This window comes from Micromonospora carbonacea (genome assembly GCF_014205165.1).
Classification (GTDB): Bacteria; Actinomycetota; Actinomycetes; order Mycobacteriales; family Micromonosporaceae; genus Micromonospora; species Micromonospora carbonacea.
The window spans coordinates 5,127,906-5,153,531 of sequence record NZ_JACHMZ010000001.1 but is presented as its reverse complement, the minus strand read 5'-3'; the positions used below and the strand labels follow the sequence as shown (position 1 = coordinate 5,153,531).

Annotated in this window: 24 protein-coding genes; 16 read left to right on the top strand and 8 right to left on the bottom strand. The window is 73.1% G+C overall.

Annotated elements, in window-relative coordinates:
* The first annotated feature begins 80 nt into the window (after positions 1–80).
* Positions 81–512 (top strand): SMI1/KNR4 family protein, encoded by a 432-nt coding sequence (locus HDA31_RS21450; protein WP_178063824.1) that lies wholly within the window; start codon positions 81–83, stop codon positions 510–512.
* Between the two features lie 438 nt (positions 513–950).
* Here the strand turns inward: HDA31_RS21450 and HDA31_RS21445 are convergent, their stop codons facing one another.
* On the bottom strand, positions 951–1,220 hold the full coding sequence (locus HDA31_RS21445; protein ID WP_178063825.1) for a hypothetical protein: 270 nt from the start codon (positions 1,218–1,220) through the stop codon (positions 951–953).
* A gap of 92 nt (positions 1,221–1,312) precedes the next feature.
* Positions 1,313–1,480 carry a hypothetical protein gene (locus HDA31_RS21440; protein WP_178063826.1) on the bottom strand — a complete coding sequence of 56 codons (168 nt, stop codon included), beginning with the start codon at positions 1,478–1,480 and terminating at the stop codon, positions 1,313–1,315.
* A gap of 208 nt (positions 1,481–1,688) precedes the next feature.
* Between HDA31_RS21440 and HDA31_RS21435 the strand changes: the two genes are divergently transcribed.
* Positions 1,689–2,570, top strand: a complete 882-nt coding sequence (locus HDA31_RS21435; protein WP_178063827.1) for a helix-turn-helix domain-containing protein — start codon at positions 1,689–1,691, stop codon at positions 2,568–2,570.
* A gap of 4 nt (positions 2,571–2,574) precedes the next feature.
* Positions 2,575–2,754 (top strand): DUF397 domain-containing protein, encoded by a 180-nt coding sequence (locus HDA31_RS21430; RefSeq protein ID WP_178067159.1) that lies wholly within the window; start codon positions 2,575–2,577, stop codon positions 2,752–2,754.
* Positions 2,755–2,793: 39 nt separating this feature from the next.
* Here HDA31_RS21430 and HDA31_RS21425 read toward each other — a convergent pair whose 3' ends face one another.
* A complete protein-coding gene (locus tag HDA31_RS21425) occupies positions 2,794–3,633 on the bottom strand; it encodes a YhjD/YihY/BrkB family envelope integrity protein (protein ID WP_178063828.1) in 840 nt (279 codons plus the stop codon).
* A gap of 51 nt (positions 3,634–3,684) precedes the next feature.
* Here HDA31_RS21425 and HDA31_RS21420 point away from each other — a divergent pair, with 51 nt between their 5' ends.
* From HDA31_RS21420 to ispG, 5 genes are all read left to right on the top strand, one after another.
* Positions 3,685–4,233 (top strand): GNAT family N-acetyltransferase, encoded by a 549-nt coding sequence (locus HDA31_RS21420; protein ID WP_178063829.1) that lies wholly within the window; start codon positions 3,685–3,687, stop codon positions 4,231–4,233.
* 95 nt (positions 4,234–4,328) lie between these two features.
* Positions 4,329–4,949, top strand: a complete 621-nt coding sequence (locus HDA31_RS21415) for a Uma2 family endonuclease (protein WP_178063830.1) — start codon at positions 4,329–4,331, stop codon at positions 4,947–4,949.
* Positions 4,950–5,017: 68 nt separating this feature from the next.
* Positions 5,018–6,286: a 1-deoxy-D-xylulose-5-phosphate reductoisomerase gene (gene dxr, locus HDA31_RS21410; protein WP_178063831.1), complete on the top strand. Its 1,269-nt coding sequence runs from the start codon at positions 5,018–5,020 to the stop codon at positions 6,284–6,286.
* Entirely contained in the window at positions 6,286–7,536 is a 1,251-nt protein-coding gene (locus HDA31_RS21405) for a M50 family metallopeptidase (protein WP_178063832.1), read from the top strand. The genes dxr and HDA31_RS21405 overlap by 1 nt, the downstream gene beginning before the upstream one ends.
* Positions 7,537–7,545: 9 nt before the next feature.
* Positions 7,546–8,718 (top strand): flavodoxin-dependent (E)-4-hydroxy-3-methylbut-2-enyl-diphosphate synthase, encoded by a 1,173-nt coding sequence (ispG, locus tag HDA31_RS21400; protein ID WP_074473855.1) that lies wholly within the window; start codon positions 7,546–7,548, stop codon positions 8,716–8,718.
* 150 nt (positions 8,719–8,868) lie between these two features.
* On the opposite strand, the gene HDA31_RS21395 is transcribed toward ispG, so the two are convergent.
* Positions 8,869–9,474: a PadR family transcriptional regulator gene (locus HDA31_RS21395; protein ID WP_043962385.1), complete on the bottom strand. Its 606-nt coding sequence runs from the start codon at positions 9,472–9,474 to the stop codon at positions 8,869–8,871.
* Between the two features lie 173 nt (positions 9,475–9,647).
* Here HDA31_RS21395 and HDA31_RS21390 point away from each other — a divergent pair, with 173 nt between their 5' ends.
* Complete coding sequence (locus tag HDA31_RS21390) at positions 9,648–10,487, top strand: GNAT family N-acetyltransferase (RefSeq protein WP_178063833.1); 840 nt, start codon at positions 9,648–9,650, stop codon at positions 10,485–10,487.
* A gap of 218 nt (positions 10,488–10,705) precedes the next feature.
* Complete coding sequence (locus HDA31_RS21385; RefSeq protein ID WP_178063834.1) at positions 10,706–14,230, top strand: ABC transporter ATP-binding protein/permease; 3,525 nt, start codon at positions 10,706–10,708, stop codon at positions 14,228–14,230.
* A gap of 78 nt (positions 14,231–14,308) precedes the next feature.
* Here the strand turns inward: HDA31_RS21385 and HDA31_RS21380 are convergent, their stop codons facing one another.
* Positions 14,309–15,376 carry an NADH:flavin oxidoreductase/NADH oxidase gene (locus tag HDA31_RS21380; protein ID WP_178063835.1) on the bottom strand — a complete coding sequence of 356 codons (1,068 nt, stop codon included), beginning with the start codon at positions 15,374–15,376 and terminating at the stop codon, positions 14,309–14,311.
* 21 nt (positions 15,377–15,397) lie between these two features.
* Positions 15,398–16,762 (bottom strand): dicarboxylate/amino acid:cation symporter, encoded by a 1,365-nt coding sequence (locus HDA31_RS21375; protein ID WP_246384657.1) that lies wholly within the window; start codon positions 16,760–16,762, stop codon positions 15,398–15,400.
* 418 nt (positions 16,763–17,180) lie between these two features.
* On the opposite strand from HDA31_RS21375, the gene pcaF reads away from it, so the two are divergent.
* The 4 genes from pcaF (at position 17,181) to HDA31_RS21355 (ending at position 22,251) form a co-directional block, all read left to right on the top strand.
* Entirely contained in the window at positions 17,181–18,386 is a 1,206-nt protein-coding gene (pcaF, locus tag HDA31_RS21370) for a 3-oxoadipyl-CoA thiolase (RefSeq protein WP_178063836.1), read from the top strand.
* Between the two features lie 182 nt (positions 18,387–18,568).
* Entirely contained in the window at positions 18,569–19,381 is an 813-nt protein-coding gene (locus HDA31_RS21365) for an SAM-dependent methyltransferase (RefSeq protein WP_178063837.1), read from the top strand.
* Positions 19,382–19,564: 183 nt separating this feature from the next.
* A complete protein-coding gene (locus HDA31_RS21360) occupies positions 19,565–21,754 on the top strand; it encodes a putative bifunctional diguanylate cyclase/phosphodiesterase (protein WP_178067160.1) in 2,190 nt (729 codons plus the stop codon).
* Positions 21,751–22,251, top strand: a complete 501-nt coding sequence (locus tag HDA31_RS21355; protein WP_091277472.1) for a DUF456 domain-containing protein — start codon at positions 21,751–21,753, stop codon at positions 22,249–22,251. The genes HDA31_RS21360 and HDA31_RS21355 overlap by 4 nt, the downstream gene beginning before the upstream one ends.
* A gap of 1,582 nt (positions 22,252–23,833) precedes the next feature.
* On the opposite strand, the gene HDA31_RS21350 is transcribed toward HDA31_RS21355, so the two are convergent.
* Both HDA31_RS21350 and HDA31_RS21345 read right to left on the bottom strand, forming a co-directional pair.
* Positions 23,834–24,022, bottom strand: a complete 189-nt coding sequence (locus tag HDA31_RS21350; protein ID WP_178063838.1) for a DUF397 domain-containing protein — start codon at positions 24,020–24,022, stop codon at positions 23,834–23,836.
* Positions 24,009–24,806, bottom strand: coding sequence for a helix-turn-helix domain-containing protein (locus HDA31_RS21345; RefSeq protein ID WP_178063839.1), 798 nt, complete (start codon positions 24,804–24,806; stop codon positions 24,009–24,011). Before HDA31_RS21345 ends, HDA31_RS21350 begins: the two co-directional genes overlap by 14 nt.
* Positions 24,807–25,057: 251 nt before the next feature.
* Between HDA31_RS21345 and HDA31_RS21340 the strand changes: the two genes are divergently transcribed.
* Both HDA31_RS21340 and HDA31_RS21335 read left to right on the top strand, forming a co-directional pair.
* Positions 25,058–25,315 (top strand): hypothetical protein, encoded by a 258-nt coding sequence (locus tag HDA31_RS21340; protein ID WP_178063840.1) that lies wholly within the window; start codon positions 25,058–25,060, stop codon positions 25,313–25,315.
* The gene (locus HDA31_RS21335; protein ID WP_246384486.1) at positions 25,312–25,605 is read left to right on the top strand and encodes a hypothetical protein; all 294 of its coding nucleotides are present in this window, start codon (positions 25,312–25,314) and stop codon (positions 25,603–25,605) included. The genes HDA31_RS21340 and HDA31_RS21335 overlap by 4 nt, the downstream gene beginning before the upstream one ends.
* The last annotated feature ends 21 nt before the right edge of the window (positions 25,606–25,626 follow it).

The following is a 25,626-nucleotide window of genomic DNA, read 5'->3' as shown; positions in this document are numbered from 1 at the left end:
AACCCGCTAGCGCCTGTCGACATCAGGCAGCCGATTATGGACGCAATCTCGGCGGCAACAGGAAGGAAGGTGTGGTCCCGATGACGGATGAAGATCAAGTGGTCGTGGGTGGTCTTCGGGTTCCCGGGCTCCTACTGAAAGTGATCCGAGAAGATCGGTGGGTGGCTCCAAGTGGCCAGGCCTTACTGGCCTCGATTTTTGGCGAGGCTCCGCAGCATCCGACCTTCTATAAAGTCAACGGTATGGTGCGCGAGAATCAATCATGGCACTCGGATATGGATCCCGAAACGCGCGAGTGGTATGTAGGATCGAAGAGTTTGGAAAGTCCACCAGGAGATATTGATCCCGCAAGGTCGCTGCTGATCGGCGACATGGGGCCGGATCAGCCATTTGCTTTGGACTACCGCGCCTCAGATTCGGACCCATCGGTGATCTACCTTAGGAGTGACAACGGGTGGGTCGAAATTGCGCCGAATATTCGCGCACTGCTTAGCATGCTGAGACTCGTATAACAAACTCCACGCGACTGCGGGCTGTGGGTATGCTCTTTTGCTCGGTGGGTCGAAGTTGGTGGCTGCGTGGCTGGCTGCTGTCAGTATTTGATCTGAGCCTCCTTGAGGATGGCATCCTCGCGCTCAAGTGGGTCCTGGGAATGCAGCCGCGTCTACATGAGGTGTGTGCTGCTGGAGGGGTGGCTCCTATGTTGGCAGTGCGGAGAAGGACATGAAGGCGGAGCAGGCTGCCGAGCTGCTGAAGTTTGGTTTCGGTTGTCGACTATTGCGTGAATATGAGGCGGCCAATGAGGGTTCGACGACCCAAGTTTACCTGAGCTGATTCGCGTTCATTGGGTTGGCTGGGAGTCGACAGTTGTCGCCTTGACGCGGGAAGCGGATCTCGTATCGGTAGTGGCGCCTATAGAACTTGGGATGCAGGTGCGGTGAGGTGGGCTGTCAGTGGCGGGTCCAGCCGATGAAGCGGGCGAAGTAGCCCGCCGGATCAACCTTCTCCGGATGGGTGCGCAGCCGGTCGGCGATCGCGTCGTGCATCAGCACACACAGGTAGATCGCCAGCCCGACCCGGTCGCGCGCGTACTCGGCGCGTAGGCAGAGCTTCGCCGGCTGGCAGGGCCACGACGCAGCACACACCCGACACCGCCACGTTGGGCGGGCCGCCACGTGTCGACGCAGTTCGGCCAGCGACACCCCGTACCCGCTGCTCATGGTCTTCGCCCGCTCTGCCGCAGGGGCCCGGCGGCCCGGTGTGGCGCGGTCGCCGGGGCCACCAGCCGGGCGGTCGGGGCGGTGTGGCCGGTTCACCGCCTGCCCGCCAGCCGGTCCGGGTCGGGCCGGCACAGCATGCGGTCGGGGCAGGGCCAGCGCAGGCCGCACACGCAGTGCCGCCCCCAGTGGGACCAGTCGCGGCGGTGCGTCGGGCCCAGCGGCACGGGCCGGTCGGTGCGGCGTCTTCCGGGGATGCCCACGTGCGACTCCGGGGTCGGGTCGGTTCATGGGGGTGGGGGCAGGAGCCGGGATGAGGTCGGGGGAGGCTCCTGCCCCCTCGGGGGGACCACGCCGCGAAGCGGTGGTCACTGATGATGCTCGTTTCGTTGCTGGCGGTGAGCAATGCTTCGGAGAAGAATGCGGATCAAGGGATGAGGTGCCTTACGCGACGACAGATAAGGGGATGACGTGGACGACTCGGGCAGCACAGTCCCGCGTAGGCAGCTCGGCAGATATCTGAGGGAGCTTCGCGAGAGCGCGTACGTGACGGTCGCGGCGGCGGCCAAGGAACTTGAATGGTCGGCACCCCGGATCTGGCGCTACGAGACGGGTCAGGTCTCGATGCACCCGAACGACGTGGAGGCCATGTGCCGGGTCTACGGCGCGTCCCGCGAGACCATCGACACCACGCGCGCCCTGGCCCGGGAGACCAAGGCGCACGGCTGGTGGCACAGCTACGGGGAGGCGATCAAGGACTGGTTCAAGCTGTACGTCGGCCTGGAGTCCGCCGCGACGCGGATCCGCCACCATGAGGTCAACCTGGTGCCGGGCCTGTTGCAGACCGTCGAGTACATGACCGAGGTGATCGCCACCGACTGCCCGCAGTTGAGCGAGGCGGAGCGCCGGGCGAAGGCAGACGTGCGGCTGCGCCGGCAGCGGCTGCTCGTCCGGGCGATTCCCCGGGCGCCGCAGCTCGACGTGATCCTCAGCGAGGCGGTGCTGCGCCGGCCGCTGCGCGACCGGGCGGCGATGGCCCGCCAGCTCGACGCCCTGACGGTGGCGGGCGAGCAGCACAACGTCAGCGTTCGGGTGCTGCCGCTGGACGCCGGGCTGTTCCGCTGGTCGCAGGCGGGCACCTTCACCATGCTCGACTTCCCGCAGCAGGTGCGGGAGCCCGAGCCGACCACCATCTACTCCGACGGGCCCTGCGGCGCGGTCTACCTGGACAGGCCGCACGAGATCGAGACGTACGAGGAAGCCTGGCGTTCGCTCGCCGAGCGGGCGCTGAGCGGGGCCGAGTCCCGCGAGCTGATCGCATCGATGGCGAAGGAGATGTCCAGTGCAGCGTGACGGTGTGTGGCGCACCTCCACCCGCTCCGGCGGGGAGGGCAACTGCGTCGAGGTGGCGGCATTCGCCGAGGCGGTCGGCGTGCGCGACAGCAAGGACCGGCAGGGCCCGGCGCTGAGCTTCGCCCCGGCGGCCTGGGCCGGCTTCGTCGGGGCCACCCGTTCGGGCTTGCTCGACCGCCCCTAGCGGCACCCGGGCAGGAGGCCGCCGCGCCCTCGCGCGTGCTCATCGTGTGGCGGCGCGGCGGGCCCGCCAGTCCGACAGGGCGAGCGTCGCCGAATACCCCGCCAGCACGATCACGTGGAAGAGATAGAGCCACAGCAGCACCGCGACCCCGCCGCCGATCGCGTCGAAACCGCCGAACGGCACCCCGAGGTCGAGCGGCAGCGAGGCGAACAGCACGAACCCGTGCAGGAAGCCGGACAGGTTCGCCGCCGTGAACGACCCGAGCGCCAGCGTCGACAGGAAGTCCGGCGACGCCGGCCCCACCACCCGGAACACCCACATCAGCACCGGGGTGAGCACCAGCCAGACGCCGAGGAACGACAGCACCACGCCGAGCGCGCCCCGCCAGCCGCCCTGGCGCACCAGGTGGGTCGTCACCGGCAGGGCCAGCAGGATCGACAGCAGCAGCGCGGGGGCGGGCGCGAGCAGCGGGAGCAGCAGCAGCCGGCCCCGCCAGCCGACCAGCGCCCCGCCCGGCTCGCGCGGGGCGGCCACCGACACGAACGCTCGGCGCAGCCCCTCGCCGTAGAGCGACGCCGGCAGCAGCGAGGCCAGGGCCAGCGCCGGGGTCAGGCCGAGCCCGGCCTCCAGCAGCGCGGCCACCGCCCGGTGCGCGCCGATGTCGGTGGGCAGCGTCTCGATGGCGTACGAGGTGAGCCGCCGCACCCGGTCCGCCCCGGCGACCAGCCCCGTCGTCCAGATGGCCAGCAGCGCCACGGGCACCACGGCGATCGAACCGTAGAACGTGATGGCGGCGGCGTGCAGCGACAGGTCCCGCCCGCGTACCGGCCGGAACGCGGCGCTGACGATCCGCTTCGCGCGCTGCCATCCGTCTGCCACCGCGTCCTTCTTCCCCGCCCCGCCCCCCGTCACGCATTACGATCCCGCGGCATGACCGTGCTCACCACGGAACGCCTCGTCGTCCGCGACTGGACCGCCGAGCCGGGCGACCTGGCCCGGATCTACGAGATCTACTCCCGCATCGAGGTGGTGCGCTGGCTGGGCGCGGCCCCGGGCCTGCCGCTGACCGACCCGTCCGGCGCGGTCGACCGGCTCGCCGCGTGGCGGGAGCGGCACGCCGCCCACGGCGACCGGTACGGCACCTGGGCGATCGAGACGCGCGCCGACGGGCGGGTCGTCGGCACGGTGCTGCTCAAGCCGCTGCCGGGCCGCGACGAGCGCGTGCCGACCACCGACATCGAGGTCGGCTGGCACCTGCACCCCGACTCGTGGGGCCACGGGTACGCCACCGAGGCGGCCCGCGCGCTGGTGGCCCGGGAACTGGCGACGGGCACCCCGCGGGTGTGGGCGGTGGTGTCGCCGGGCAACACGGCGTCGGCGGCGGTGGCCCGGCGGCTCGGCATGGCCTACGCGGGTCGGCGCACCGACTGGTACGGCGGCGAGGAGCTGGACGCCTTCGTCCTGCGCGCCGGAGCCTGACGGCGCGGTCGGACACCGTGTGCGAGCAGGGCGGATCGGGGCTGCGCGACTAGGGTGGGTGCCAGCAGGATGTTCCGCTGAGGGGGTGAGCCCGGATGGCCCAGGCAGCGTTTGCGCCCGAGCCGGCGTCGCAGCGGCCCGAGCCGTCGTTCGACGTGCTCCGGTGGCACGACGAGCCGTGGACGGCGCGGCTCGCCCTCGATCTCTTGCCGGAGACCAACGGCCCCAAGGTCGAGGTTCTGAGCGGAAGCGTGATCGTGACACCACATGCTGGCTTCGACCACCAGAACGTCGAGCTCGACCTGGCCTATTTGCTCAAGCAGGCGGCCCGACGGGTGGGGCTCTGGCTCTACCACGAGGTCAACATCGTCTCGGGCGACGACCTGTTCATCCCCGACATCGCCGTGTTGCGTGCGTCGGGCGGCGGCCGGACGACGATGAAGATCAGCGACGCCGTGCTGCTCGGGGAGATCGTCTCACCGGGCAACCGGCGCAAGGACGTGATCGACCGGCCCCGGGAGTACGCCGCCGCCGGCGTGCCCTTCTTCCTCCGCGTCGACCTGCGTAACCGGGTGCCGACCCTGGCGCTTTACGAGCTGGTCGACGGCGAGTACCGCCCGCTGGCCGCCGCCGCGGCGGGCAGCACGTTCACGATGGTCCGCCCGTTCGAGTTCTCCGTCGACCCGGCCGACCTGCTCGACGACGAGGCGACCTGACGCCGCTGACCGGGCCCGGCGGCGAGGCTCCCAGCGGGCGCACAGCCCGGCTGGGGAAGAATGGGCGGGTGACAACTCCCCGCGATCTTGTGCTGCTCGGCTCGACCGGCTCGATCGGCACCCAGGCCGTCGACATCGTCCGGCGCAACCCCGACCGGTTCCGGGTGGTGGCGCTCGGCGCCGGGGGCGGCAACGTCGAGCTGCTCGCCGCGCAGGCCCTCGAACTGCGCGTCGAGGCGGTCGGGGTGGCGAAGGCGTCTGCCGCGCAGGACCTCCAGCTCGCCTTCTACGCCGAGGCGAGCCGGCGCGGCTGGTCCAGCGGCGACTTCAAGCTGCCCAAGATCGTGGCGGGGCCGGACGCGATGACCGAGCTGGCCCAGTGGCCCTGCGACGTCGTGCTCAACGGGGTGGTCGGCTCGCTGGGACTCGCGCCGACCCTGGCCGCGCTGCGCGCCGGGCGTACCCTCGCGCTGGCGAACAAGGAGTCGCTCGTGGCCGGCGGCCCGCTGGTGAAGGCCGCGGTGACGCGGCCGGGGCAGATCGTGCCCGTCGACTCGGAGCACTCGGCGCTGGCCCAGTGCCTGCGCGGCGGCGCCCGGGGCGAGGTGCGCCGGCTGGTGGTCACCGCCAGCGGCGGGCCGTTCCGGGGGCGGCAGCGCGACGAGTTGACGCAGGTCACGCCCGAGCAGGCGCTCGCGCACCCGACCTGGAACATGGGGCCGGTCGTCACGATCAACTCCGCGACGATGGTCAACAAGGCGCTGGAGGTGATCGAGGCGCACGAGCTGTTCGACGTGCCCTACGCCGACATCACCGTCATGGTGCACCCGCAGTCGGTGATCCACTCGATGGTCGAGTTCGCCGACGGGTCGACGCTGGCCCAGGCCAGCCCGCCCGACATGCGGCTGCCCATCGCGCTGGGCATCGGCTGGCCCGACCGGGTGCCGGACGCCGCCGCCGCCGTCGACTGGACCACCGCGCACACCTGGGAGTTCGCCCCGCTCGACGACGAGGCGTTCCCGGCGGTGGCGCTGGCCAAGGCGGCGGGGGAGGCGGGGCGCTGCCGCCCGGCGATCTACAACGCGGCCAACGAGGAGTGCGTCGCGGCGTTCGTCGCCGGCCGGCTGCCGTTCCTCGGCATCGTCGACACCCTCCGGCGGGTGCTGGACGATGCTCCCGATTTCGCCGAACCAGGTACCGTCGAGGACGTGCTCGCCGCCGAGTCGTGGGCGCGCGCGCACGCGCAGGAGATCATCGTGGCGTCACCGTCGGCGGCGTCAGCGTCGTCGGTCTCGGCGTCGTCGTCATCGGCATCGGCATCGGTGGAAGGAGCTTGATGGCGTACCTGCTCGGGGTGGTCCTGTTCGCCCTGGCCATCCTCGTCTCGGTCAGCCTGCACGAGGCGGGGCACATGCTCACCGCCAAGGCGTTCGGGATGAAGGTCACCCGCTACTTCGTCGGCTTCGGCCCCACCATCTGGAGCTTCAAGCGGGGCGAGACCGAGTACGGCCTCAAGGGCATCCCGCTCGGCGGCTTCTGCAAGATCGTCGGCATGACGCCGCAGGACGACGACGTCGAGCCGGGCGACGAGCACCGCGCGATGTGGCGCTACCCGGTCTGGAAGCGGACGATCGTGATGTCCGCCGGGTCGGTCACCCACTTCGCGCTGGCCCTCGTCGCGACCTGGATCATCGCCGTCTCCGCCGGCCTGCCCAACCCGGACTTCCCGACCACCGACGCCGAGGCCCGCCAGGAGCCGGCGGTGATCGCCCTGGCCAAGTGCGTGGTGCCGGAGAACACCGTGCGCGAGTGCGCCGCGAGCGACCCGGCCAGCCCGGCCGCGACGGGCAACCTGCGCGACGGCGACCGGATCACCTCGCTCAACGGCACCCCGATCGGCAACTACGGCGAGCTGCTGACCGCGCTGCGGGCCACCAAGCCGGGCGACACCGCCCAGATCGGGTACGTCCGCGACGGCCAGCCCGGCACCACGAGCACCGTGCTCGCGCAGACCCAGCGCCCGCCCCTGGACGACCCGAAGGGCGCGGTCGGCCCGGTCGCCGCGCTCGGCATCGGCCTCCAGTTCAGCACCCCCACCCGGGTCCAGTACGGCCCGGTCGCCGCCCTCGGCGGGACCGCCCGGTTCACCGGCGACATGGCCGTCGGCACGTACGAGGCGATGAAGCGCATCCCGCAGAAGGTGCCCGCCCTCTGGACGGCGATCAGCGGCGGCGAGCGGGACGTGGACACCCCGATCAGCGTGGTCGGCGCGAGCCGGCTCGGCGGCGAGGCCGTGGAGAACAACGCCTGGCTGGTGTTCTTCATGCTGTTCGTGTCGCTGAACTTCTTCATCGGCGTGTTCAACCTGCTGCCGCTGCTGCCGCTCGACGGCGGGCACATCGCCATCGCCTGGTTCGAGCGGGCCCGGTCCTGGGTCTTCGCCCGGTTCGGCCGCCCGGACCCGGGCCGCGTCGACTATCTCAAGCTCATGCCCATCACGTACGTGGTGATCCTGATCGGTGGCGTGTTCACGCTGCTGACCGTCACCGCGGACGTCGTCAACCCGATCACGCTCTTCTCAAGGTGAGTGCCTGAAGTGACCGCAGTCAGTCTCGGTATGCCCGTCGCGCCGCCCCCCGCGCTCGCCCCGCGCCGGGCCAGCCGCCAGATCATGGTCGGCCCGGTGCCGGTCGGTGGGGGCGCGCCGGTGTCGGTGCAGTCGATGACCACCACCCTCACCTCCGACGTCAACGCCACCCTCCAGCAGATCGCCGAGCTGACCGCGTCCGGCTGCCAGATCGTGCGGGTCGCCGTGCCCTCGCAGGACGACGTGGAGGCGCTGCCGGCGATCGCCCGCAAGTCGCAGATCCCGGTGATCGCCGACATCCACTTCCAGCCCAAGTACGTCTTCGCCGCGATCGACGCCGGCTGCGCCGCCGTGCGGGTGAACCCGGGCAACATCCGGCAGTTCGACGACAAGGTCAAGGAGATCGCGAAGGCGGCCGGCGACGCCGGGGTGCCGATCCGGATCGGCGTCAACGCCGGCTCGCTCGACAAGCGGCTGCTCGCGAAGTACGGCAAGGCCACCGCCGAGGCGCTGGTCGAGTCGGCGCTGTGGGAGTGCTCGCTGTTCGAGGAGCACGGCTTCCGCGACATCAAGATCTCCGTGAAGCACAACGACCCGGTGGTCATGATCCGGGCCTACCGGCAGCTCGCCGAGCGCTGCGACTACCCGCTGCACCTCGGCGTCACCGAGGCCGGGCCGGCGTTCCAGGGCACCATCAAGTCGGCGGTCGCCTTCGGCGCGCTGCTCGCCGAGGGGATCGGCGACACGATCCGGGTGTCGCTGTCCGCCCCGCCGGTGGAGGAGATCAAGGTCGGCAACCAGATCCTGGAGTCGCTGGGGCTGCGCGAGCGGGGCCTGGAGATCGTCTCCTGCCCGTCCTGCGGGCGCGCCCAGGTCGACGTCTACAAGCTGGCCGAGGAGGTCACCGCCGGCCTGGAGGGGCTGCCGGTGCCGCTGCGGGTGGCCGTCATGGGCTGCGTCGTCAACGGTCCGGGGGAGGCCCGCGAGGCCGACCTGGGCGTCGCCTCGGGCAACGGCAAGGGGCAGATCTTCGTCAAGGGCAAGGTCGTCAAGACCGTCCCCGAGGGGCAGATCGTGGAGACGCTGATCGAGGAGGCGCTGCGGATCGCCGACGAGATGGGCGCGGAGCTGCCCGAGGAGCTGCGGGACCTGCTCCCGGGGGCCACCGTCACGGTGCACTGACTCGCCGCAGCACGCCGCACCGCGCGCCGACAGGGGGCCGTTCCGCCGGGAGCGGCCCCCTGTCGTGTGCCCTCCGCCCGGTGCGCGGGGGCGCCCGGGGCGTGAGAAGGGGACCCTTCTCGACCGTATGCGTTAACAAGGGGCCCTTCCTTACCCCTCGGCGAGGATGGCGTAGAGCTTGCGGCGGGTCTCGGCGAGCACCTGCGCGGCCCGCTCCCGCTGGTCGTCGGTGCCGGTCATCATCACCTGCCGCAGCGCGTGCATCGCCTGCGTGCCGGCGTCGCGGATGTCGTGCCAGCTCGCGACGGTGTCCTCGGCGAACTCGCCCCACGGCGGGGCCTGCGCCGCCTCGTCGGCCTCGGCCCGGCCCGCCTCGGTGACGGTGAACCGCTTGCGCCCGCCGCCGGCCTCCTCGGTCGTGGCGGCGACGACGCCCTCGTCCTCTAGGAGCTGGAGGGTCGGGTAGATCGACCCGGGGCTGGGCCGCCAGGCCCCGCCGGTGCGGGAGTCGATCTCCTGGATCATCTCGTAGCCGTGCATCGGCCGCTCGGTGAGCAGGGCCAGCACGGCGGCGCGGACGTTGGGCCGCCGGCCCCGGCCGCGCCCCCGGTGGCCGCCCCGCCCGCCGCCGTGCGGGCCCCCGTGGCCGGGTGGGACCGGCGGGAACGGCGGGCCGGGCGGGCCGGGTGGGAACGGCGGGAAGCCGAAGCCCCGCATCCGCGCCTCGTGCATGTGTGTCCGTCGGTGGAACCCCACGGTGTTCTCCCCTCGAAGTTCTGTCGCTGATGCATCAACGATATATCGGCAACGGGTCGGCAACAACTCGTTTTTGCGCGCCGGCTGCCGGGCCGGCGGTGACCCCCGCCCAGCCTGCGGCGGACTCCGTACTCGGCCGGCGGGGCGGGCGGCCGATCTGGCAGGCTGGAGGCGTGCTGACGGCGCCGGTGCGGCAACTCGGGGAATCGGAGCGGCGCGCGGTCGAGCGGCTGCTCGACCTCGACCCGTTCGCGGGCGCGCAGGTCGCCGAGCGGGTCACCGCGCGCGGGCTGGCCTGGTGGCGGGCCGAGGCCCGCATCCTGGGCTACGGCGCGCGCCGCAACCTCGAATCGATCTGCTGGCTCGGCGGCAACCTCACCCCCGTGCTCGCCTCGGAGTCGGCCGTCGCCGCCTACGCCGAGCTGCTCGCCGCCGAGGAACGGCTCTGCTCGTCGATCGTCGGGCGGGCCGACGCGGTGCTCGGCCTCTGGGACCGGCTCTGCGCGCACTGGGGGCCGGCCCGGGACGTCCGGCCCAACCAGCCGCTGCTGGCCGCCGACGCGCTCCCGTCGATCGCCACCGACCCCGAGGTGCGGCTGGTGCGCGGCAACGAGGTGGACCGCCTCTTCCCCGCCGCCGTGGCCATGTACACCGAGGAGGTCGGCGTCTCGCCGCTGGTCGAGGACGGCGGGCGCGGCTACCGGCGGCGGGTCGTCGACCTGGTCCGGGCCGGGCGGGCGTACGCGCGGTTCGTCGACGGCCAGGTCGTCTTCAAGGCCGAGCTGGCGGTGGTGACCCGGCACACCGCGCAGGTCCAGGGGGTCTGGGTCGCCCCGGAGTGGCGCGGCCGGGGCATCGCCACGGCGGCGATGGCGGCGGTCACCCGCGACGCGCTGCTGCGGGTCGCCCCGAGCGTCAGCCTCTACGTCAACGACTTCAACCTGCCGGCCCGCCGCGTCTACGAACGCTGCGGGTTCCGCCCGGTCGGCACCCTCGCCACCGTCCTCTTCTGAGGTGCAAGGAAGGGCCCCCTCTTAACGCCTGCGGTAGAGAAGGGTTCCCCTCTCACCCCGAGCGCCGGAGGCGCGAAAGCGGCGCGAGCGCAGGGAGTGGCAGGAGGCGGGGGAGGGGCGACACCCGGGCGGGTGGCGCGGGCGGTAAATGCGTTGAAGGCGTCGGTCGGATCACGGAGGGTGGGAACACCGCCAGCCGAGTGTCCGGAGGGACCGACATGCGCCTTTTCCGTGACCTGTGGGCCACCTCGGCCCGCCGGATGACGCTGGTGGCGACCCTGATCGTGCTCGGGGCCGCCGGCCAGGCCGCCGCCGCGGCGCTCGCCGGCCCGGTGCTGGTGCACCGCTCGGGCCTCCTGTTCGCGGTCCTGGCCGTGGCGTTGTGCGCGGCCGTCGTGACCGACCTCACCATCGGGCTCGTGATGGCCGGCGTCACCGCCGACTGGTCGGCCGACGTGCGGCGGCGGCTGTGCCGGGTGGCGCTCGGGCAGGACCTGCCCACCCTGGAGGGCACCCCGGTCGGCGAGCTGCTCGACCGCATCGACGGCGACGTCTACCAGGTGGCCTCCGAGGTGCGCGGGCACGGCGTACGCATCGCCCAGCTGAGCGCCACCGGCCTGCTCTCCACGGTCGTGGCCATGTTCGTCTGGTGGCCGGCCGGGGTGAGCATGCTCGCGCTGACCACGCTGCTCGCCCTCGTCCTGCGCCGCCCGACGCGGCGGATCGCCCCGGCCCGGATGGCCGAGGAGGAGGCCTGGACCGACCTCGCCGCCGTGATGGAGGAGGCCGTCCACGGCCAGGACGACGTGCGCACCAGCCTCGCCCGGCCGTACGTGCTGCGGCTCTACGCCCAGCGCGCCGCGGCGGTGTTGGCCCGGGGCAACCTGGTGTGGCGGATGTCGGCCTGGGTGACCGCGACCGGCGCCGGCGTCATCCGGGTCGGCATCGTCGGGGTGGTCCTGGGCGGGGCGTGGGCGCTGGCCGCCGGCCGGATCGACGCGGCCCGGCTGACCGCCGTGTGGCTGCTCGTGCTCGCGTTCGGCGCGACCGTCGAGAACGTCAGCCGGATGGTGCCCGAGTTGCAGTACGCGCTCGGCGCCTGGGGGCGGGTGCAACTGCTCCAGGACGCCCCGCAGGAGCCGGCCGGCGGCCGGGAGCCCGTCGAGGGTGACCTGGTCGTGCGCCACCTCACCTACCGCTACCCGACCGGCGGCTCCGACGACGACCGGCCGCCGGCGCTGCGCGACGTGTCGCTGACGTTCGCCCGGGGCCGGTCGTACGCCCTCGTGGGCCGCACCGGGTCCGGCAAGTCGACCCTGGCCAAGGTGCTCACCCGGGCCGTGGACCTGCCGCGCGGCACCGTCCTGCTCGGCGACACCGACCTGCTCGACCTCGACGTCGAGCGGCTGCGCCGGTGGATCGCCGTGGTGCCGCAGCGCACCGAGATCCTGGCCGGCACCGTCGCCGAGAACGTCGCGCTGTTCGACCCCGACCTGCTCGGCGACGCCGCGCGGGCGCTCGACGAGCTGGGGCTGACCGCCTGGATCGCCGGGCTGCCCGACGGCCTGGACACCCGGCTGGGGGAGGGCGGCCACGTGCTGTCGGCCGGCCAGGAGCAGCTCGTCGCGTTCGCCCGGATCCTGGTCCGCGACCCGCACGTGGTGATCCTCGACGAGGCCACCGCGCGGCTGGACCCGGTCACGGAGACGCTGGTGCAGCGGGCCACCGACCGGCTGCTCGCCGGCCGGATCGGCATCGTCATCGCCCACCGGCTCTCCTCGGTGCGCCGGTGCGACGAGGTGGTCGTGCTGGCCGACGGCGCGGTCGTCGAGGCGGGGCCGCTGCACGCCTCGGAGCGGTTCGCCGAGCTGCTGGCCGTGAGCCACGCCTCCGCGTACGCCGGGGCGGGGGTCGGTGGTGGCGCCGGCGGGCGGGCCGGCGGCGCGGCCGTACTGACCGATTCGCCGCCGCCGTCGGACGCGCCCGGCGCCGCCGGGGCCGCCGCGCCGGTCGGGGCCGCGCGGGTGAGGGTCGAGCCGCCCCTGCTGCCGGCGGCCCCGCGCACCCGCACGATGCGGGAGATCCTCCGCCTCACCACCAACAACCCACGGTACGGTCTCGCGGCGATCGCGCTGTTCGGGTTCGGGGGCCTGCTCGGCCTCGACGGCGTGGTGCTGCCCTGGCTCTGGGCCGACCTGGTCGACGGGGTGGGCGGCCCGTGGTGGCCGGCGGTCGGGATCGTCGCCGGGCTGCTGGTGACGACCCCGGTGCCCTACTTCACCAGCACCATGTTCCCCAACTGGTGGACCCGGCAGATGCTGCGGATCAGCCTGCGGCTGGTGCACGGGCAGACCGGCCCGCGCCGGGTCGGCGGGCACACCCCGGCGGAGGTGGTGGCCCAGGGCGGCGACACCGAACGGGTGGTGATCCTCGCCGACAACATGCTCGACCAGGCCATCTCCGTGCTCATCGTGGTGGCCATGACGCTGGTCTCCGGCAGCTGGGTCCCGGCCCTGTTCTTCGCCGGCACGATGGTCGTCTCCGGGCTGGCGGCGACGCTGTTCGGGCCGCGCCTGGAACGGTCGGCGCGGGCCACCGTGGCGGCGCGGGCGGCGTTCGCCACCGCGCTGGTGTCGTCGCTGTCGGCGGCCCGCACGGTGAAGCTGGCCGGCGCGACCCGGCCGGTGCTGGGCCACCTCGCCGACCTCGACACCACGCGCAGCGAGCGGCAGCGGCGGGAGATCTCCGTGCAGGTCTGGGCCCGGTCGACGCCCGCCCTGGCCAGCGGCCTGCTGCCGATCGGCGCCTGGGCGCTCTACCTCGGCGGCGGGCTGTCCGCCGGGGCGACCCTGGTCGCGGTCTCCACGCTCGGCGCGGCCCGTTGGTTCGCGTGGACGACGGCGTCGCTGGTGTCCCAGCTGCCGTCCGCCCGGGTGTGGACGCGCCGGACGGTCGCGATGGCCGGGATCGGGGCGTACTCGGCGTCGGTGCCCGGGGTCGACCTGACCGCCGGGACCGCGCCCGCGCCGGAGCCCCCGCCGCGGCGTCCGCTGCGCCGGCTGGAGCTGGTCGGCTTCGGCGCGCTGCACACCGACGGGACGCTCGCCGTCCACGACGTCGACCTGACCGTCGAACGCGGGCAGCTCGTGCTCGTCGTCGGGCCGGTCGGGTCGGGCAAGTCGTCGCTGCTGCGCGCCCTCGCCGGGATCGTGCACCACACCGGCGCCCTGCACTGGAACGGCGAGCCGGTCACCGAGCCGGAGGTGTTCCTGCGCCCCCAACAGGTCGGCTACGTCGGCCAGCTGCCCCGGGTGCTCTCCGGCACCGTCGCCGACAACGTGGCGCTCGGGCACGACGTGGACGCGGCGGCGGCGGTGACGACGGCCCAGCTCGAACACGACCTGGCGGCGGCCGGTGGCGACGGGGGCGGGCTCGGGCTGCTCATCGGGCACAAGGGCACCCGGCTGTCCGGCGGGCAGCTCCAGCGGCTGGCGCTGGCCCGGGCGCTGGCCCCGCGTACGGAACTGCTGGTCGCCGACGACGTGTCCTCGGCGCTGGACGTCACCACGGAGCTGGAGCTGTGGGCGGCGCTGCGCGGGCACGGGGTGACGGTGGTGGGCTCGACGTCGAAGCGGGCGGCGCTGGTCCGCGCCGACCAGGTGGTGGTGCTCGTCGACGGCACCGTCGCGGCCCACGGCCCCTGGCGGGACCTGGAGCGGGACTGGGGCCACCTGGCCGGCTGACCCGCCGCGCCCACGCTGCGGCCAGCATCGAGTCCGCCGGCTGCCCCCGGGCCGGCCCGGGGGCAGCCGGCGGGTGGGTCAGAAGGCGCGCTCGTACGGGGCGGGCCAGTCGGGCGTCGCGCCGAGCTTCGCCGCCGCCCGGCGGGGCCAGTACGGGTCGCGCAGCAGCTCCCGCCCCAGCAGCACCAGGTCGGCCTCCCCGCCGGCCACGATCTGCTCGGCCTGCTCCGGCTCGACGATCAGGCCGACCGCCCCCGTCGGAACGCCCGCCTCCCGGCGGATCCGGGCCGCGAGCGGCACCTGGTAGCCGGGGCCGACGGGGATGGTCGCCTGGGGGGCCGCGCCGCCGGACGAGGCGTCCACCAGGTCGACGCCGGCCGCCGCCAGCTCCCCGGCGAGCACCACGCTGTCCTCGACGGTCCAGCCGCCCTCGGTCCAGTCGGTGGCAGAGATCCGGGTCAGCACCGGGACGCGCTCGCCGACCGCCGCGCGCACCGCGCGGGCCACCTGGAGGGTCAGCCGCATCCGGCCCGCCCGGTCCCCACCCCAGCCGTCGGCGCGGTGGTTGGTCAGCGGCGAGAGGAACTCGTGCAGCAGGTACCCGTGCGCGGCGTGGATCTCCACCGCGGCGAAGCCGGCGTCCACCGCGCGGCCGGCGGCGGTGGCGAACGCCGACACCACCGCCGCGATCCCCGCCTCGTCGAGCGCGGTCGGCACCCGGTAGTCCGGCACGAACGGCTCCGCGCCGGGGCCGACCGGCGTCCAACCGCCGTCGGTGTCGGGCACCCCGCCGCGCCGGGGCGCCCACGGCCCGTACGTCGACGCCTTGAACCCGGCGTGCGCGAGCTGCACCGCCGGCACCGCGCCCTGCGCCGCGACGAACGCGGTGACCGGCCGCCACGCGTCGACGTGCGGGTCGGACCAGAGCCCGACGTCCTGCGGGCTGATCCGGCCCTCGGGCACCACGGCGGTCGCCTCGGTGAGCACCAGGCCCGCGCCGCCCACCGCGCGGGAACCCAGGTGTACGCGGTGCCAGTCGGTCGGCAGGCCGTCGGGGCCCGCGCTGTACTGGCACATCGGGGCCAGGGCGACCCGGTTGGGCAGGGTGACGGCGCGCAGCGCCAGGGGCGTGAACAGGCTGCTCATGCGGTGATCCTCTCCGAGCTGTCAGGCGGGGGCGGGAGCCGGCTCCCCGGCGCGGGCGGGCCGGCCGGCGTCGCCCGTCGCGGGTCTGGTGCGGCCGGTGTCGCCTGTACCAGGTTCGCGGCGGTCGGTGTCGGCCGGCTCGGGGTCGGTGAGGTCGCGGCGGCCGGCCGAGTCGTACGCGGCCCGGTCGAGCGTGCCCTCCCGGGCGGCCACGATGGTCGGCACGACGGCCTGGCCGGCCACGTTGGTGGCGGTGCGGATCATGTCCAGGATCGGGTCGATGGCCAGCAGCAGGCCGGCGCCGGCCAGCGGCAGGCCCAGCGTGCTTAGGGTCAGGGTGAGCATCACGATCGCGCCGGTCAGGCCGGCGGTGGCCGCCGAGCCGACCACGGACACGAACGCGATGAGCAGGTAGTCGCCGACGCCCAGCTCCACCCCGAAGACCTGCGCGACGAAGATCGCCGCGAGGGCCGGGTAGATCGCGGCGCAGCCGTCCATCTTCGTGGTCGCGCCGAACGGCACCGCGAACGAGGCGTACTCGCGGGGGACGCCGAGGCGCTCGACGGAGCGCTGGGTCACCGGCATGGTGCCGACCGAGGAGCGGGAGACGAACGCCAGCTCGATCGCCGGCCACGCCCCGGCGAAGAAGCGCAGCGGGTTGAGGCGGCCGGCGGTGACCAGCAGCAGCGGGTAGACCACGAACAACACGATCGCGCAGCCGACGTACACGGCGGTGGTGAACTTCGCGAGCGGGGCCAGCAGGTCCCAGCCGTACGACGCGACGGCGTTGCCGATGAGGCCGAGGGTGCCGACCGGGGCGAGCCGGATCACCCACCACAGCGCCTTCTGCACGATGCTCAGCAGCGACCGGTTGAGCGCCACGAACGGCTCGGCGGCCTCGCCGACCAGCAGCGCCGCCGCGCCCACCACGAGGGCGAGGAAGACGATCTGGAGCACGTTGCCCTCGACGAACGCGCCGACGGGGTTGGTCGGCACGATGCCGGTGAGGAAGTCGGTCCAGGAGCCGGTGGCCTTCGGCGGGGCGGCGGCGCCCACGTCGAGGGTGACGCCCCGGCCGGGGTCGGTGAGCAGGCCGAGGCCGATGCCGATGCTCACCGCGATCAGCGCGGTCGCGCCGAACCAGAGCAGCGTCTTGAGCGCCAGCCGGGCGGCGTTGGCGACGCCGCGCAGGCTGACCACGCTGACCACGATGGCGGTGAAGACCAGGGGCGGCACGGCCAGCTTCAGCAGCTGGACGAAGAGGCCGCCGACGGTGTCGAGGGTGCCGGCCAGCCAGCTCAGGTCGTTGGCGCGGGCGACGAAGCCCAGCGCCACGCCGAGCACGAGGCCCAGCAGGATCTGGAGGGAGAAGGGAAACTTGCGCAGGGCGGAAGCCATGGGAACGTCCAAGCGGGGAGATCGGCGGTCGGGCGGGCGTCAGGAGGAGACGGGCCGCGCCGGACAGACGCCGCTGGCCTGCCGTCGGAGGTCGACGTACAGGCGGACGGTGAGGTCCCAGACGTTGGTCATCGCCAGCCGACGATACGCCCGCCACCCGCCGGGTGGAAGGATCACTCCGCGTGAGGCTCCTTACACAGTCGTCCGTCGATGCGAGGGCCGCGCGCCGCGGGCCCTGCGTTAGGAAGGGCCCCCTGTACAACAGAATGCGTTAACAAGGGGCCCTTCCTTGCCCCCCGGCGGGCGGGCCGCGCCGGGCGGCTGCCCCCGCGGATATTCTGGGGCCGCCCCGCCGCGACCCGGCGGGCCCGCAATGTCGGCCTTCCCACCCCGAAGGACTACGTCGATGACCGTGGCATACCTCGTGGCCGGTGTCCGCACCCCGATCGGCCGGTACGCCGGCGCGCTCGCCGGGGTGCGCCCCGACGACCTCGCCGCGCACGTGATCCGGGAGCTGGTGGCCCGCCACCCGTCGGTGGACTGGGCCCGCGTCGACGACGTGGTCCTCGGCTGCGCCAACCAGGCGGGCGAGGACAACCGCAACGTCGCCCGGATGGCGGCACTGCTGGCCGGGCTGCCCGGCGAGGTGCCCGGCAGCACCGTCAACCGGCTCTGCGGCTCCGGCCTGGACGCCCTGGCCTCCGCCGCCCGGCAGGTCGTGGCCGGCGAGGCGGAACTGGTCGTGGCCGGCGGCGTGGAGAGCATGAGCCGCGCGCCGTTCGTCATGCCGAAGGCCACCACCGCGTTCTCCCGCGCCGCCGAGGTCTACGACACCACGATCGGCTGGCGGCTGGTCAACCCGCTGATGGAGCGGGGCTGGGGCATCGACTCGATGCCGGAGACGGCGGAGAACGTGGCCGCCGAATTCGGCGTGGACCGCGCCGCGCAGGACGCGTTCGCGTACCGGTCGCAGCAGCGGGCCGCGAAGGCGCAGGCCGACGGCCGGTTCGCCGAGGAGATCGTGCCGGTGACGGTGCCGGCGGGCCGGCGCGAGACGAAGCTGGTCGACGTCGACGAGCATCCCCGGGAGACGACGCTTCCGAAGCTCGCCGCGCTGCCCACCCCGTTCCGCGAGGGCGGCACGGTGACCGCCGGCAACTCCTCCGGGGTCAACGACGGCGCGGTGGCGTTGCTGGTGGCCGGCGAGGCGGCGGTGGCCCGCTACGGTCTCACCCCGCTGGCCCGCGTCACCGGGGCGGCGGCGGCCGGCGTGCCGCCAAGGATCATGGGGATCGGGCCGGTGCCGGCGACCCGCAAGCTGCTCGACCGGCTCGGCGTCGGCCTCGACGCCGTCGACGTGATCGAGCTGAACGAGGCGTTCGCCGCGCAGTCGGTGGCGGTGCTGCGCGAGTGGGGCCTGCCCGAGGACGCCGAGCACGTCAACCCCAACGGCGGGGCGATCGCCCTGGGCCACCCCCTGGGGGCCAGCGGGGCCCGGCTGGCCCTGACCGCCGCCCTGGAGCTGCGCCGCCGCAACGCCCGGCGGGCGGTGGCGACCATGTGCGTCGGGGTGGGACAGGGCATCGCGCTGATGCTGGAGTCAGCCGGCTGACCGGCCGCCCGGCCGCGGCCCGGTCGGGAAACAGACCCTCGCGAATGGTGGAACCTGCGGCTTAGAGTGTGGAACACCACAGACCCGCGGGTCTGCCGGTCGGCGTGCCCGGCGTCCCCGTGCCGTGTTCCGACGACCGGCACGGCCCGTGACGCGGCGACCACTGGCGGGAGCGACACAGGATGGCGGACGGACTTCCCACCGAGATCGACCTGAGTCGACCGAGCGCGGCCCGGGTCTACGACTACTTCCTCGGCGGCGCGCACAACTTCGAGATCGACCGGCAGTTGGCCGAGCAGATCGCCGGCATGACGCCGAACCTGGCCGCCACCATGCGGGCGGGCCGGGAGTTCCTGCGCCGGGCGGTCCGGGCGCTGCTCGACGCCGGCATCGACCAGTTCCTCGACATCGGCTCGGGAATTCCCACCGTCGGCAACGTCCACGAGGTGGCGCAGGCCGCGAACCCGAAGGCCCGGGTGGTGTACGTCGACATCGATCCGGTGGCCGTGGCGCACAGCCGGGAGCTGCTGGCCGGCAACGACCTGACCGGGGTGATCCACGCCGACCTGCGGCAGCCCGAGGCGATCCTCGCCGCGAGCCGGGCCATGGGCCTGCTCGACCTCGACCGCCCGGTCGGCATCCTGCTCGCCGGGGTGGTCCACTTCGTCCCGGACGCCGACCGTCCGGCCGACGTCCTCGCCACCCTGCGGGCGGCTGCCGCCCCGGGTAGCTTCCTCGTCGTGTCGCACTCCACCTTCGAGGACCAGTCGCAGGAGATGCTGGACGCCCAGCGGCTGTCGGCGCGTACCGCCACCGAGATCACGCTGCGCTCCCGCGCCGAGATCACCGGCTTCTTCGGCGACTGGACGATCCTGGAGCCGGGCGTGGTGCACATGCCGCTCTGGCGTCCCGACTCGCCGTCCGACGTGGATGCCTACCCCGAGCGGTTCGGCGCGTTCGGCGGCGTCGCCCGGTACGACCAGCCCGCCGGCTAGGCCGACGTGACAGCCGTGCCGGAACCCGGCGGCGACGCGACAGCCAGGCCGGAACCCGGCGATGACGCGACAGCCGCGCCGGCAGCCGGCGACGACGCGACAGCCGGCGACACCACCACCGTGGCGGCCGCCGGCGACACCGCCACCACCACCGTGGCGGCAGCCGGCGACACCGGCACCGCCGTGCCGGCGACCGGCGGTGCGGGCTTCAGCCGGGCCGGCGCCCAGTCGTACGCCGCCGCGTGGGCCCGCGCGGCCCGCCGGCTCGGCTTCGTGCCGTTCAGCGCCGCCGAGACCGAGCGGCTGCTCCTCGGCCACACCGAGCACCTGGCCGGGGCGCTGCTGGCCGAGGCGTTCACCGCCCGGCCGGCCGAGAACGTCGGCCGGGCGCTGGTCGAGGCGCACCTGGCCGAGCCGGGCCTGCTCGACTGGTCGGTCGCGGCGCTCGGGGACCGGTTCGTCGCCCAGGTGCTGCCCGAGAGGGCGGGCCGCCCCGGCACCGCCCAGCGGGTCGCCGCGCTCCAGGGCGGGCTCGCCGCCGGGTTCGCCCGGGCGCTGCGCGACCGCACCTTCACCCAGCAGGAACGCATCGCCCGCAGCGCCTGGCAGGCCCGGGACCTCGTCGAGCAGGCGCTGCGCGACAGCGAGGCGCGGTTCCGGGCCGTCTTCGTCGGTGCGGCCATCGGCATCGGCATCGCCGGCGTCGACGGGCAGATCATCGAGGTGAACCAGGCGTTCGCCGACATGCTCGGCTACAGCGTCGGCGAGCTGCGCCGCACGAACGTGGCGTCGTTGTTCCACCCCGACGACGCCGCCGGCATGTGGGAGCTCTACCAGGCGCTCATCGAGGGAAAACACGACGCGGCCCGGGTGGAGAAGCGCTACTACCGCAAGGACGGCAGCATCGTCTGGACGGACCTGGCCGTCTCGCTGATCCGGCACGACGACGGCCGGCCACGCTTCACCGTGGCGATGATCGAGGACATCACCGAGCGGTACGAGCTGCAACAGCGGCTGCGCTTCCAGGCGCTGCACGACCCGCTGACCGGCCTGCCCAACCGTACGCTGTTCTTCGAGACCCTCGGCCAGGTCCTCGCCGACGCGGGCCCGGACCACCGGATCGGGGTCTGCTTCCTCGACCTCGACGGTTTCAAGGCGGTCAACGACAGCCTCGGGCACGACCTCGGCGACCGGCTGCTGGTGGTGATCGCCCGGCGGCTGGCCGAGTGCGTCGCCGGGCACGGGCACCTCGTCGCGCGGATGGGCGGCGACGAGTTCGTCATCCTCGTCGACGGCGGCGAGGACATCGACGACGCGGTGGGCGTCGCCGAGATGGCCCTCGCGGCGGTCTCCGCCCCCGTGCACGTCGGCGACCAGCAGTTGGCCGTCTCCGCCAGCATCGGCATCGTCGAGTGCCCGGCGGGGGAGACCAGCCCGTCGGAGCTGATGAAGGCCGCCGACACCACCCTGTACTGGGCGAAGGCCGAGGGCCGGGGCCGGTGGGCCGTCTACGACCCCGAACGCAGCGCCCGCGACATCGCCCGTTCCGCGCTGGTCGCAGGCCTGCCCGCCGCGCTGGACCGCGGCGAGTTCGTGGTCCACTACCAGCCGATCGTGTCGCTGCTCGACTCGTCGATGGTGGCCGTGGAGGCGCTGGTCCGCTGGCAGCACCCGGAGCTGGGCCTGGTCGGGCCGGACCAGTTCATCGGGCTGGCCGAGGAGACCGGGCTCATCGTCCGCCTCGGCGAATGGGTGCTCGGGCAGGCGTGCCGCGACGCCGAGGCGTGGCGTCGCGAGTTCCCCGAGGCGAAACTGATCGTCAGCGTCAACCTGGCGGCCCGGCAGGCCAACGACCCGGCCATCGTCGAGACGGTCGCGGGCGCGCTGGGCCGCACCGGCCTCCCGGCCGCGCTGCTCCAGCTCGAACTGACCGAGAGCGCCGTGATGGGCACCGCCGGTGAGCCGCTGCGCGCGCTGCACCAGCTCGCCGACCTGGGCGTACGGCTGGCGATCGACGACTTCGGCACCGGATACTCGAACCTGGCGTATCTGCGGCGGATGCCCATCCACTGCCTCAAGCTGGCGGGGCCGTTCGTGGAGGGCATCCGGCCCGGCGGGGTGGACCTGTCCACGGACGCTGCCGCTTCCGCAGCCTCCGCCGACCACCGCGACGAACGGATCGTGGACGCGCTGGTGCGGCTGGCGCACGCGCTGGAACTGTGGGTGACCGCCGAGGCGGTGGAGACGGAGGCGCAGGCGGAGCGGCTGCGGTCGCTGCGCTGCGACACCGGGCAGGGGCGCTGGTTCGGCCCGCCCGTGCCGGCGGCCCAGATCACCGCCCGGCTGCGCGACGATGCGGAGGGGGCACGATGAGTCTCACCGACTCGCAGGCCGTGGTGTCGATCGTGGCCGCGCTGGCCATCCTGGCCGGGCTCGCCGGGGTGATCGTGCCGGGCCTGCCCGCGCTGCCGCTGTGCTGGGGCGGGGTGCTGGTCTGGGCGATCTTCGGCACCGCCGGGGCGGGCCGCTGGCTGGTGCTGGCCGCCGCCACGGTCGTCGCCGTCGGCGGTGCCGTCGTCAAGTACCTGTGGCCGGGGCGCAACCTGAAGAATGCCGGCGTGCCGACGTCGTCGCTGCTGGCCGGCGGGGTGCTGGGGCTGGTCGGCTTCTTCGTGATCCCGGTCGTCGGCCTGGTCGTCGGGTTCGTCGGCGGCATCTGGGGAGCCGAGCGGCTGCGGCTGGGCAGCAACCAGCTCGCCTGGCCGTCGACGGTGCACGCGCTCAAGGCCGCCGGGCTGTCGATGCTCGTGGAGTTCCTCGCCGGGCTGGTGATCGCCGTGCTCTGGGTGGGCGGGCTCATCTTCGCGTGAGCGTCGGGTGTGGCCGGTGCGGCGGCGCGGGGCGGTGCGCCGCGTGTGAGAGAGAGGTGAACGCCCCGCGCCGCCGCGGGCCGGGCGGTGCCGAGCGCCCGGCGGGGCCCGTCCGGATCGGGCCTGGTCACAGGCTCAAGGATGCGCGTCGCGGGCCGGTCGCGGCAAGGCGATTACCTGGGTACGGGGGTGGGGCGCGTTCGTTGCGGTGCGTCGTGGTGGGGTTCGCCGGGGCCCGCCCGCTCCGGGCGGTCAGGCTTGATCCCTCCGCGGGCGGGCCCCGGCGAACCCCTGACGTGCTTCCGGTCCGTACGGTCCCGTTCGACGGTGGGCTTGGCTGCCGGGGGACCAAGATCGTGCTCGATCCGGGAAAGTGTCCCCTCGTTGCGAGCGGGAAGCCACTCTTTCATGGATCGAGCACGACCTTGCACGCCTGCCCCGTCAACGGGCGACTCCGGGAAACCGCCCGACGCCGGAACTGGGAGATCTTGGAAGCTGACGGCCCCTCTAGGGGCCCAAATCTTCCAAGATCTATGCGATCCTCGCCTGTCGGCAGCGACGCGATCCGTCTCCGGTGGCGGCGATCCTGCTACCCGCTGTCTGAGGGCGGGTGCCGTGCTTCTTCCAGACATCGACGTGCCCATTAGGCTGTCCTCGCTCTACTTGCCTCGAAAGTCGACTCTCACAGGAGACGATCTTGCCGCGCAAAGTGAAGGAAAACGAATTAGTTGATCTTTAGCGCCCCAGGTCAGGAAGTCTGCTCCCCGCGCACGCGGGGGTGATCCCGCCAGCCGCACCCGGACCAGCAGGCTGTCGCCCTGCTCCCCGCGCACGCGGGGGTGATCCTGCGGGGTCGCGCAGCTTTGACCCGTCGCGGACCTGCTCCCCGCGCACGCGGGGATGATCCCGGCCATCAGCGCCGGCAGCGCATCGCCGCCGCCTGCTCCCCGCGCACGCGGGGGTGATCCCGACGTCACGATGGCGGTTGGCGGGGCCGGGCCCTGTTCCCCGCGCACGCGGGGGATGAGCCCTCCACCGGCCTTCCTGGCTGGTCTAAGCCACTTGTTCCCGCCTGGATGCTGGATGACCTCGACTCCCTCTCCGATTACCTTTGCCTGAGCGGGGAGCAGGACGTCCCGATCGGCATAGATGGTCATGCCGGGTATCACCCCGCGTGCGCGGGGGGCAGGACCTGCGCACCTACGAGTGCGACCCGAACGGCGGATCACCTCGCCTCCGCGTGCGCGGGGAGCAGGATGCGTACGGACCGTCAGTGGGGGTCTTGTTCGGATCACCCCCGCGTGCGCGGGGAGCAGGTCTCGTCCTGCAGGTGCCGCAGGCCGGACTCGGGGATCACCCCCGCGTGCGCGGGGAGCAGGTCCAGTTCCCGGCCGGCCGGCCCGGTCCCGGCCGGATCACCCCCGCGTGCGCGGGGAGCAGGCTTGCTGACCTGGGGCGCTAAAGATCAACCCTCGTTTTTCTTTGGTTTGCCTCGCAAGATCCTCTCCTGGCTACGACTGTTCGGCGTCGCACGCGAGGCTGTGCTGTCATCGGGTGGCCTCGCCTGCGGGCCAGAACGAGGCTAGGGGTGCTTGGTGTGCTCGACGAATGCGCGCCAGGTCTGCGGGGTGAACGCGAGCACTGGACCGGACGGGTCCTTGCTGTCGCGGACGGCGACCACACCGTTCAGGTTGGGGGCCACCTCAACGCAGTCGCCGCCGCTCGTGCCGCTTCGGGTGGACTTCCTCCATCGCGCGCTACTGAGGTCCATGTTGGCTCTCCACTTCCTTCATCAGAGCGAGGGACAGGTCGCGCGGCAGGGCGAGTCCTCTCACACCCTCCCATCGTCCCAGAAGCGTAGCCATCTCATCCTCGCTGTCGGTGACCAAGCCGGAGAGTTGGTTCTCCAGGTGTCCCACCCAGCCCCCATCGGCGGACCTGGCCAGAGCGAGTGGGCCGGACAGTCCGACGTGCAGGCCGGTGTAGCTCGGGATGACGTGGATGTGGACGTGGGGGACGTCGGCCATTCGCAGCAGGTGGGCGAGTTGTTCGGCCATGATGGCGTCGGTGCGGCGTAGGGCTGCCTCGTCGATCACGGCGATGACCTGGGGTGGGTGTTCGCGTACCAGGATCTCCTGCCGCTCCAGGCGGGCCGCGACCTGCCGCTCGACCTCCGCCTCGGGCTTGGTGTCGTCGAGGCGCAGCACGGCGCGGGCGTAGTTCTCGGTCTGGAGCAGGCCGGGGACGAGCGTGGGGTTGAAGTATCGGAGCTGCGTGGCGTTGCGCTCGGCCTCCAGCCAGGGGCGGAACCACGAGGGCTGGCCGTCCCGTTCGGCCATCCGCAGCAGGGACTCGAACAGGCCGCCCGTGTCGAGCACCTCGTCCATGCGCTTGACGTACGCCTTGTCGAGCGGCCGGGTGCCGGTTTCCACCGCCGAGATCGTCGAGGCCGAGTAGTTCGCGCGTCGGCCGAGTTCCTCCTGGTTGAGGCCGGCGGCTGTCCGGATGCGACGGAGCTGCGTGCGTATCAGATCGGCGGTCTGCTCGCTTTCCATGCCTTCTCCAGGTTTTCGTCGTGATCGCCAGGCGTCGTCCGGTCCTGCCGGGCGTCGTCGAGGGCTGCCGAGCGCGGCGCGGTGACTCCAGAGGTGCTCCGGGACCAGGCGCGATGGCTTCTCAGCGTAGTTCTGCGATCAGCAGACTGTCACCCGGCGGGCCGGTGTGCAGGGTCTTGCCCGCCCGGTCTTCGAGTCAGGGAGGGGCACATGCGCAGGAATCGCGGTGGGCGGCACCCGGGGTGTCCACAGTGAACCCGCTGGTCGTCGTGGGTGACGTGTTGACGCTTCAGCCGTGTGACTACTGCATCGGTCAGGTGGTGCTGCGGCTGAAGGTCACCTACGTCCCCCGGTACGCGAACTTCCTGGCGTCGCAATGGGTGCGGCTGGAGGGGCTGGAGCTGCGCCCCGACGGCACGCCGGGCCGGGAGCGCGTCGTCATGGTCCGGGTGCAGGCGATCCGCGACGCCCCGCCGGTCCGCCCGGTGCCGGAGGTGCGGGGGCGGTGACGGGCCAACACCCGTCGAAGTACGCGGAGCTGAGGTGCGGGGACCTGCTGCACGTCACGCGGGCCGCCAGCGTGCAGTTCGTCCGGCCGATCCTCTTCCGGGTGATCCGGGTCCACGAGGACTGGCACACCTACCACGGGTGGCTGTGGCTGGACGGCTACGAGGTCGACGCGTGGGGCGACGCCGTGGCCCGCCGCTCGATCTTCGTGCAGCCGGCGGGGCTGCGCCGGTTGGCCGATGCCCCGCGTCCGTCGGCGGCGCGTCCGGGGCGACAGGCCGTGGCGTATTGACCATCGTGATCGGCGGGACGA

Excerpts from the sequence above, each read along its gene's own strand:
- HDA31_RS21355 (WP_091277472.1), top strand. The coding sequence starts at position 21,751 with ATGAGTCTCACCGACTCGCAGGCCGTGGTGTCGATCGTGGCCGCGCTG.
- HDA31_RS21380 (WP_178063835.1), bottom strand. The coding sequence starts at position 15,376 with ATGAGCAGCCTGTTCACGCCCCTGGCGCTGCGCGCCGTCACCCTGCCC.
- HDA31_RS21385 (WP_178063834.1), top strand. The coding sequence starts at position 10,706 with ATGCGCCTTTTCCGTGACCTGTGGGCCACCTCGGCCCGCCGGATGACG.
- pcaF (WP_178063836.1), top strand. The coding sequence starts at position 17,181 with ATGACCGTGGCATACCTCGTGGCCGGTGTCCGCACCCCGATCGGCCGG.
- HDA31_RS21420 (WP_178063829.1), top strand. The coding sequence starts at position 3,685 with ATGACCGTGCTCACCACGGAACGCCTCGTCGTCCGCGACTGGACCGCC.
- HDA31_RS21405 (WP_178063832.1), top strand. The coding sequence starts at position 6,286 with ATGGCGTACCTGCTCGGGGTGGTCCTGTTCGCCCTGGCCATCCTCGTC.
- HDA31_RS21345 (WP_178063839.1), bottom strand. The coding sequence starts at position 24,806 with ATGGAAAGCGAGCAGACCGCCGATCTGATACGCACGCAGCTCCGTCGC.
- HDA31_RS21365 (WP_178063837.1), top strand. The coding sequence starts at position 18,569 with ATGGCGGACGGACTTCCCACCGAGATCGACCTGAGTCGACCGAGCGCG.
- HDA31_RS21445 (WP_178063825.1), bottom strand. The coding sequence starts at position 1,220 with ATGAGCAGCGGGTACGGGGTGTCGCTGGCCGAACTGCGTCGACACGTG.
- HDA31_RS21350 (WP_178063838.1), bottom strand. The coding sequence starts at position 24,022 with ATGGACCTCAGTAGCGCGCGATGGAGGAAGTCCACCCGAAGCGGCACG.
- HDA31_RS21415 (WP_178063830.1), top strand. The coding sequence starts at position 4,329 with ATGGCCCAGGCAGCGTTTGCGCCCGAGCCGGCGTCGCAGCGGCCCGAG.
- HDA31_RS21450 (WP_178063824.1), top strand. The coding sequence starts at position 81 with ATGACGGATGAAGATCAAGTGGTCGTGGGTGGTCTTCGGGTTCCCGGG.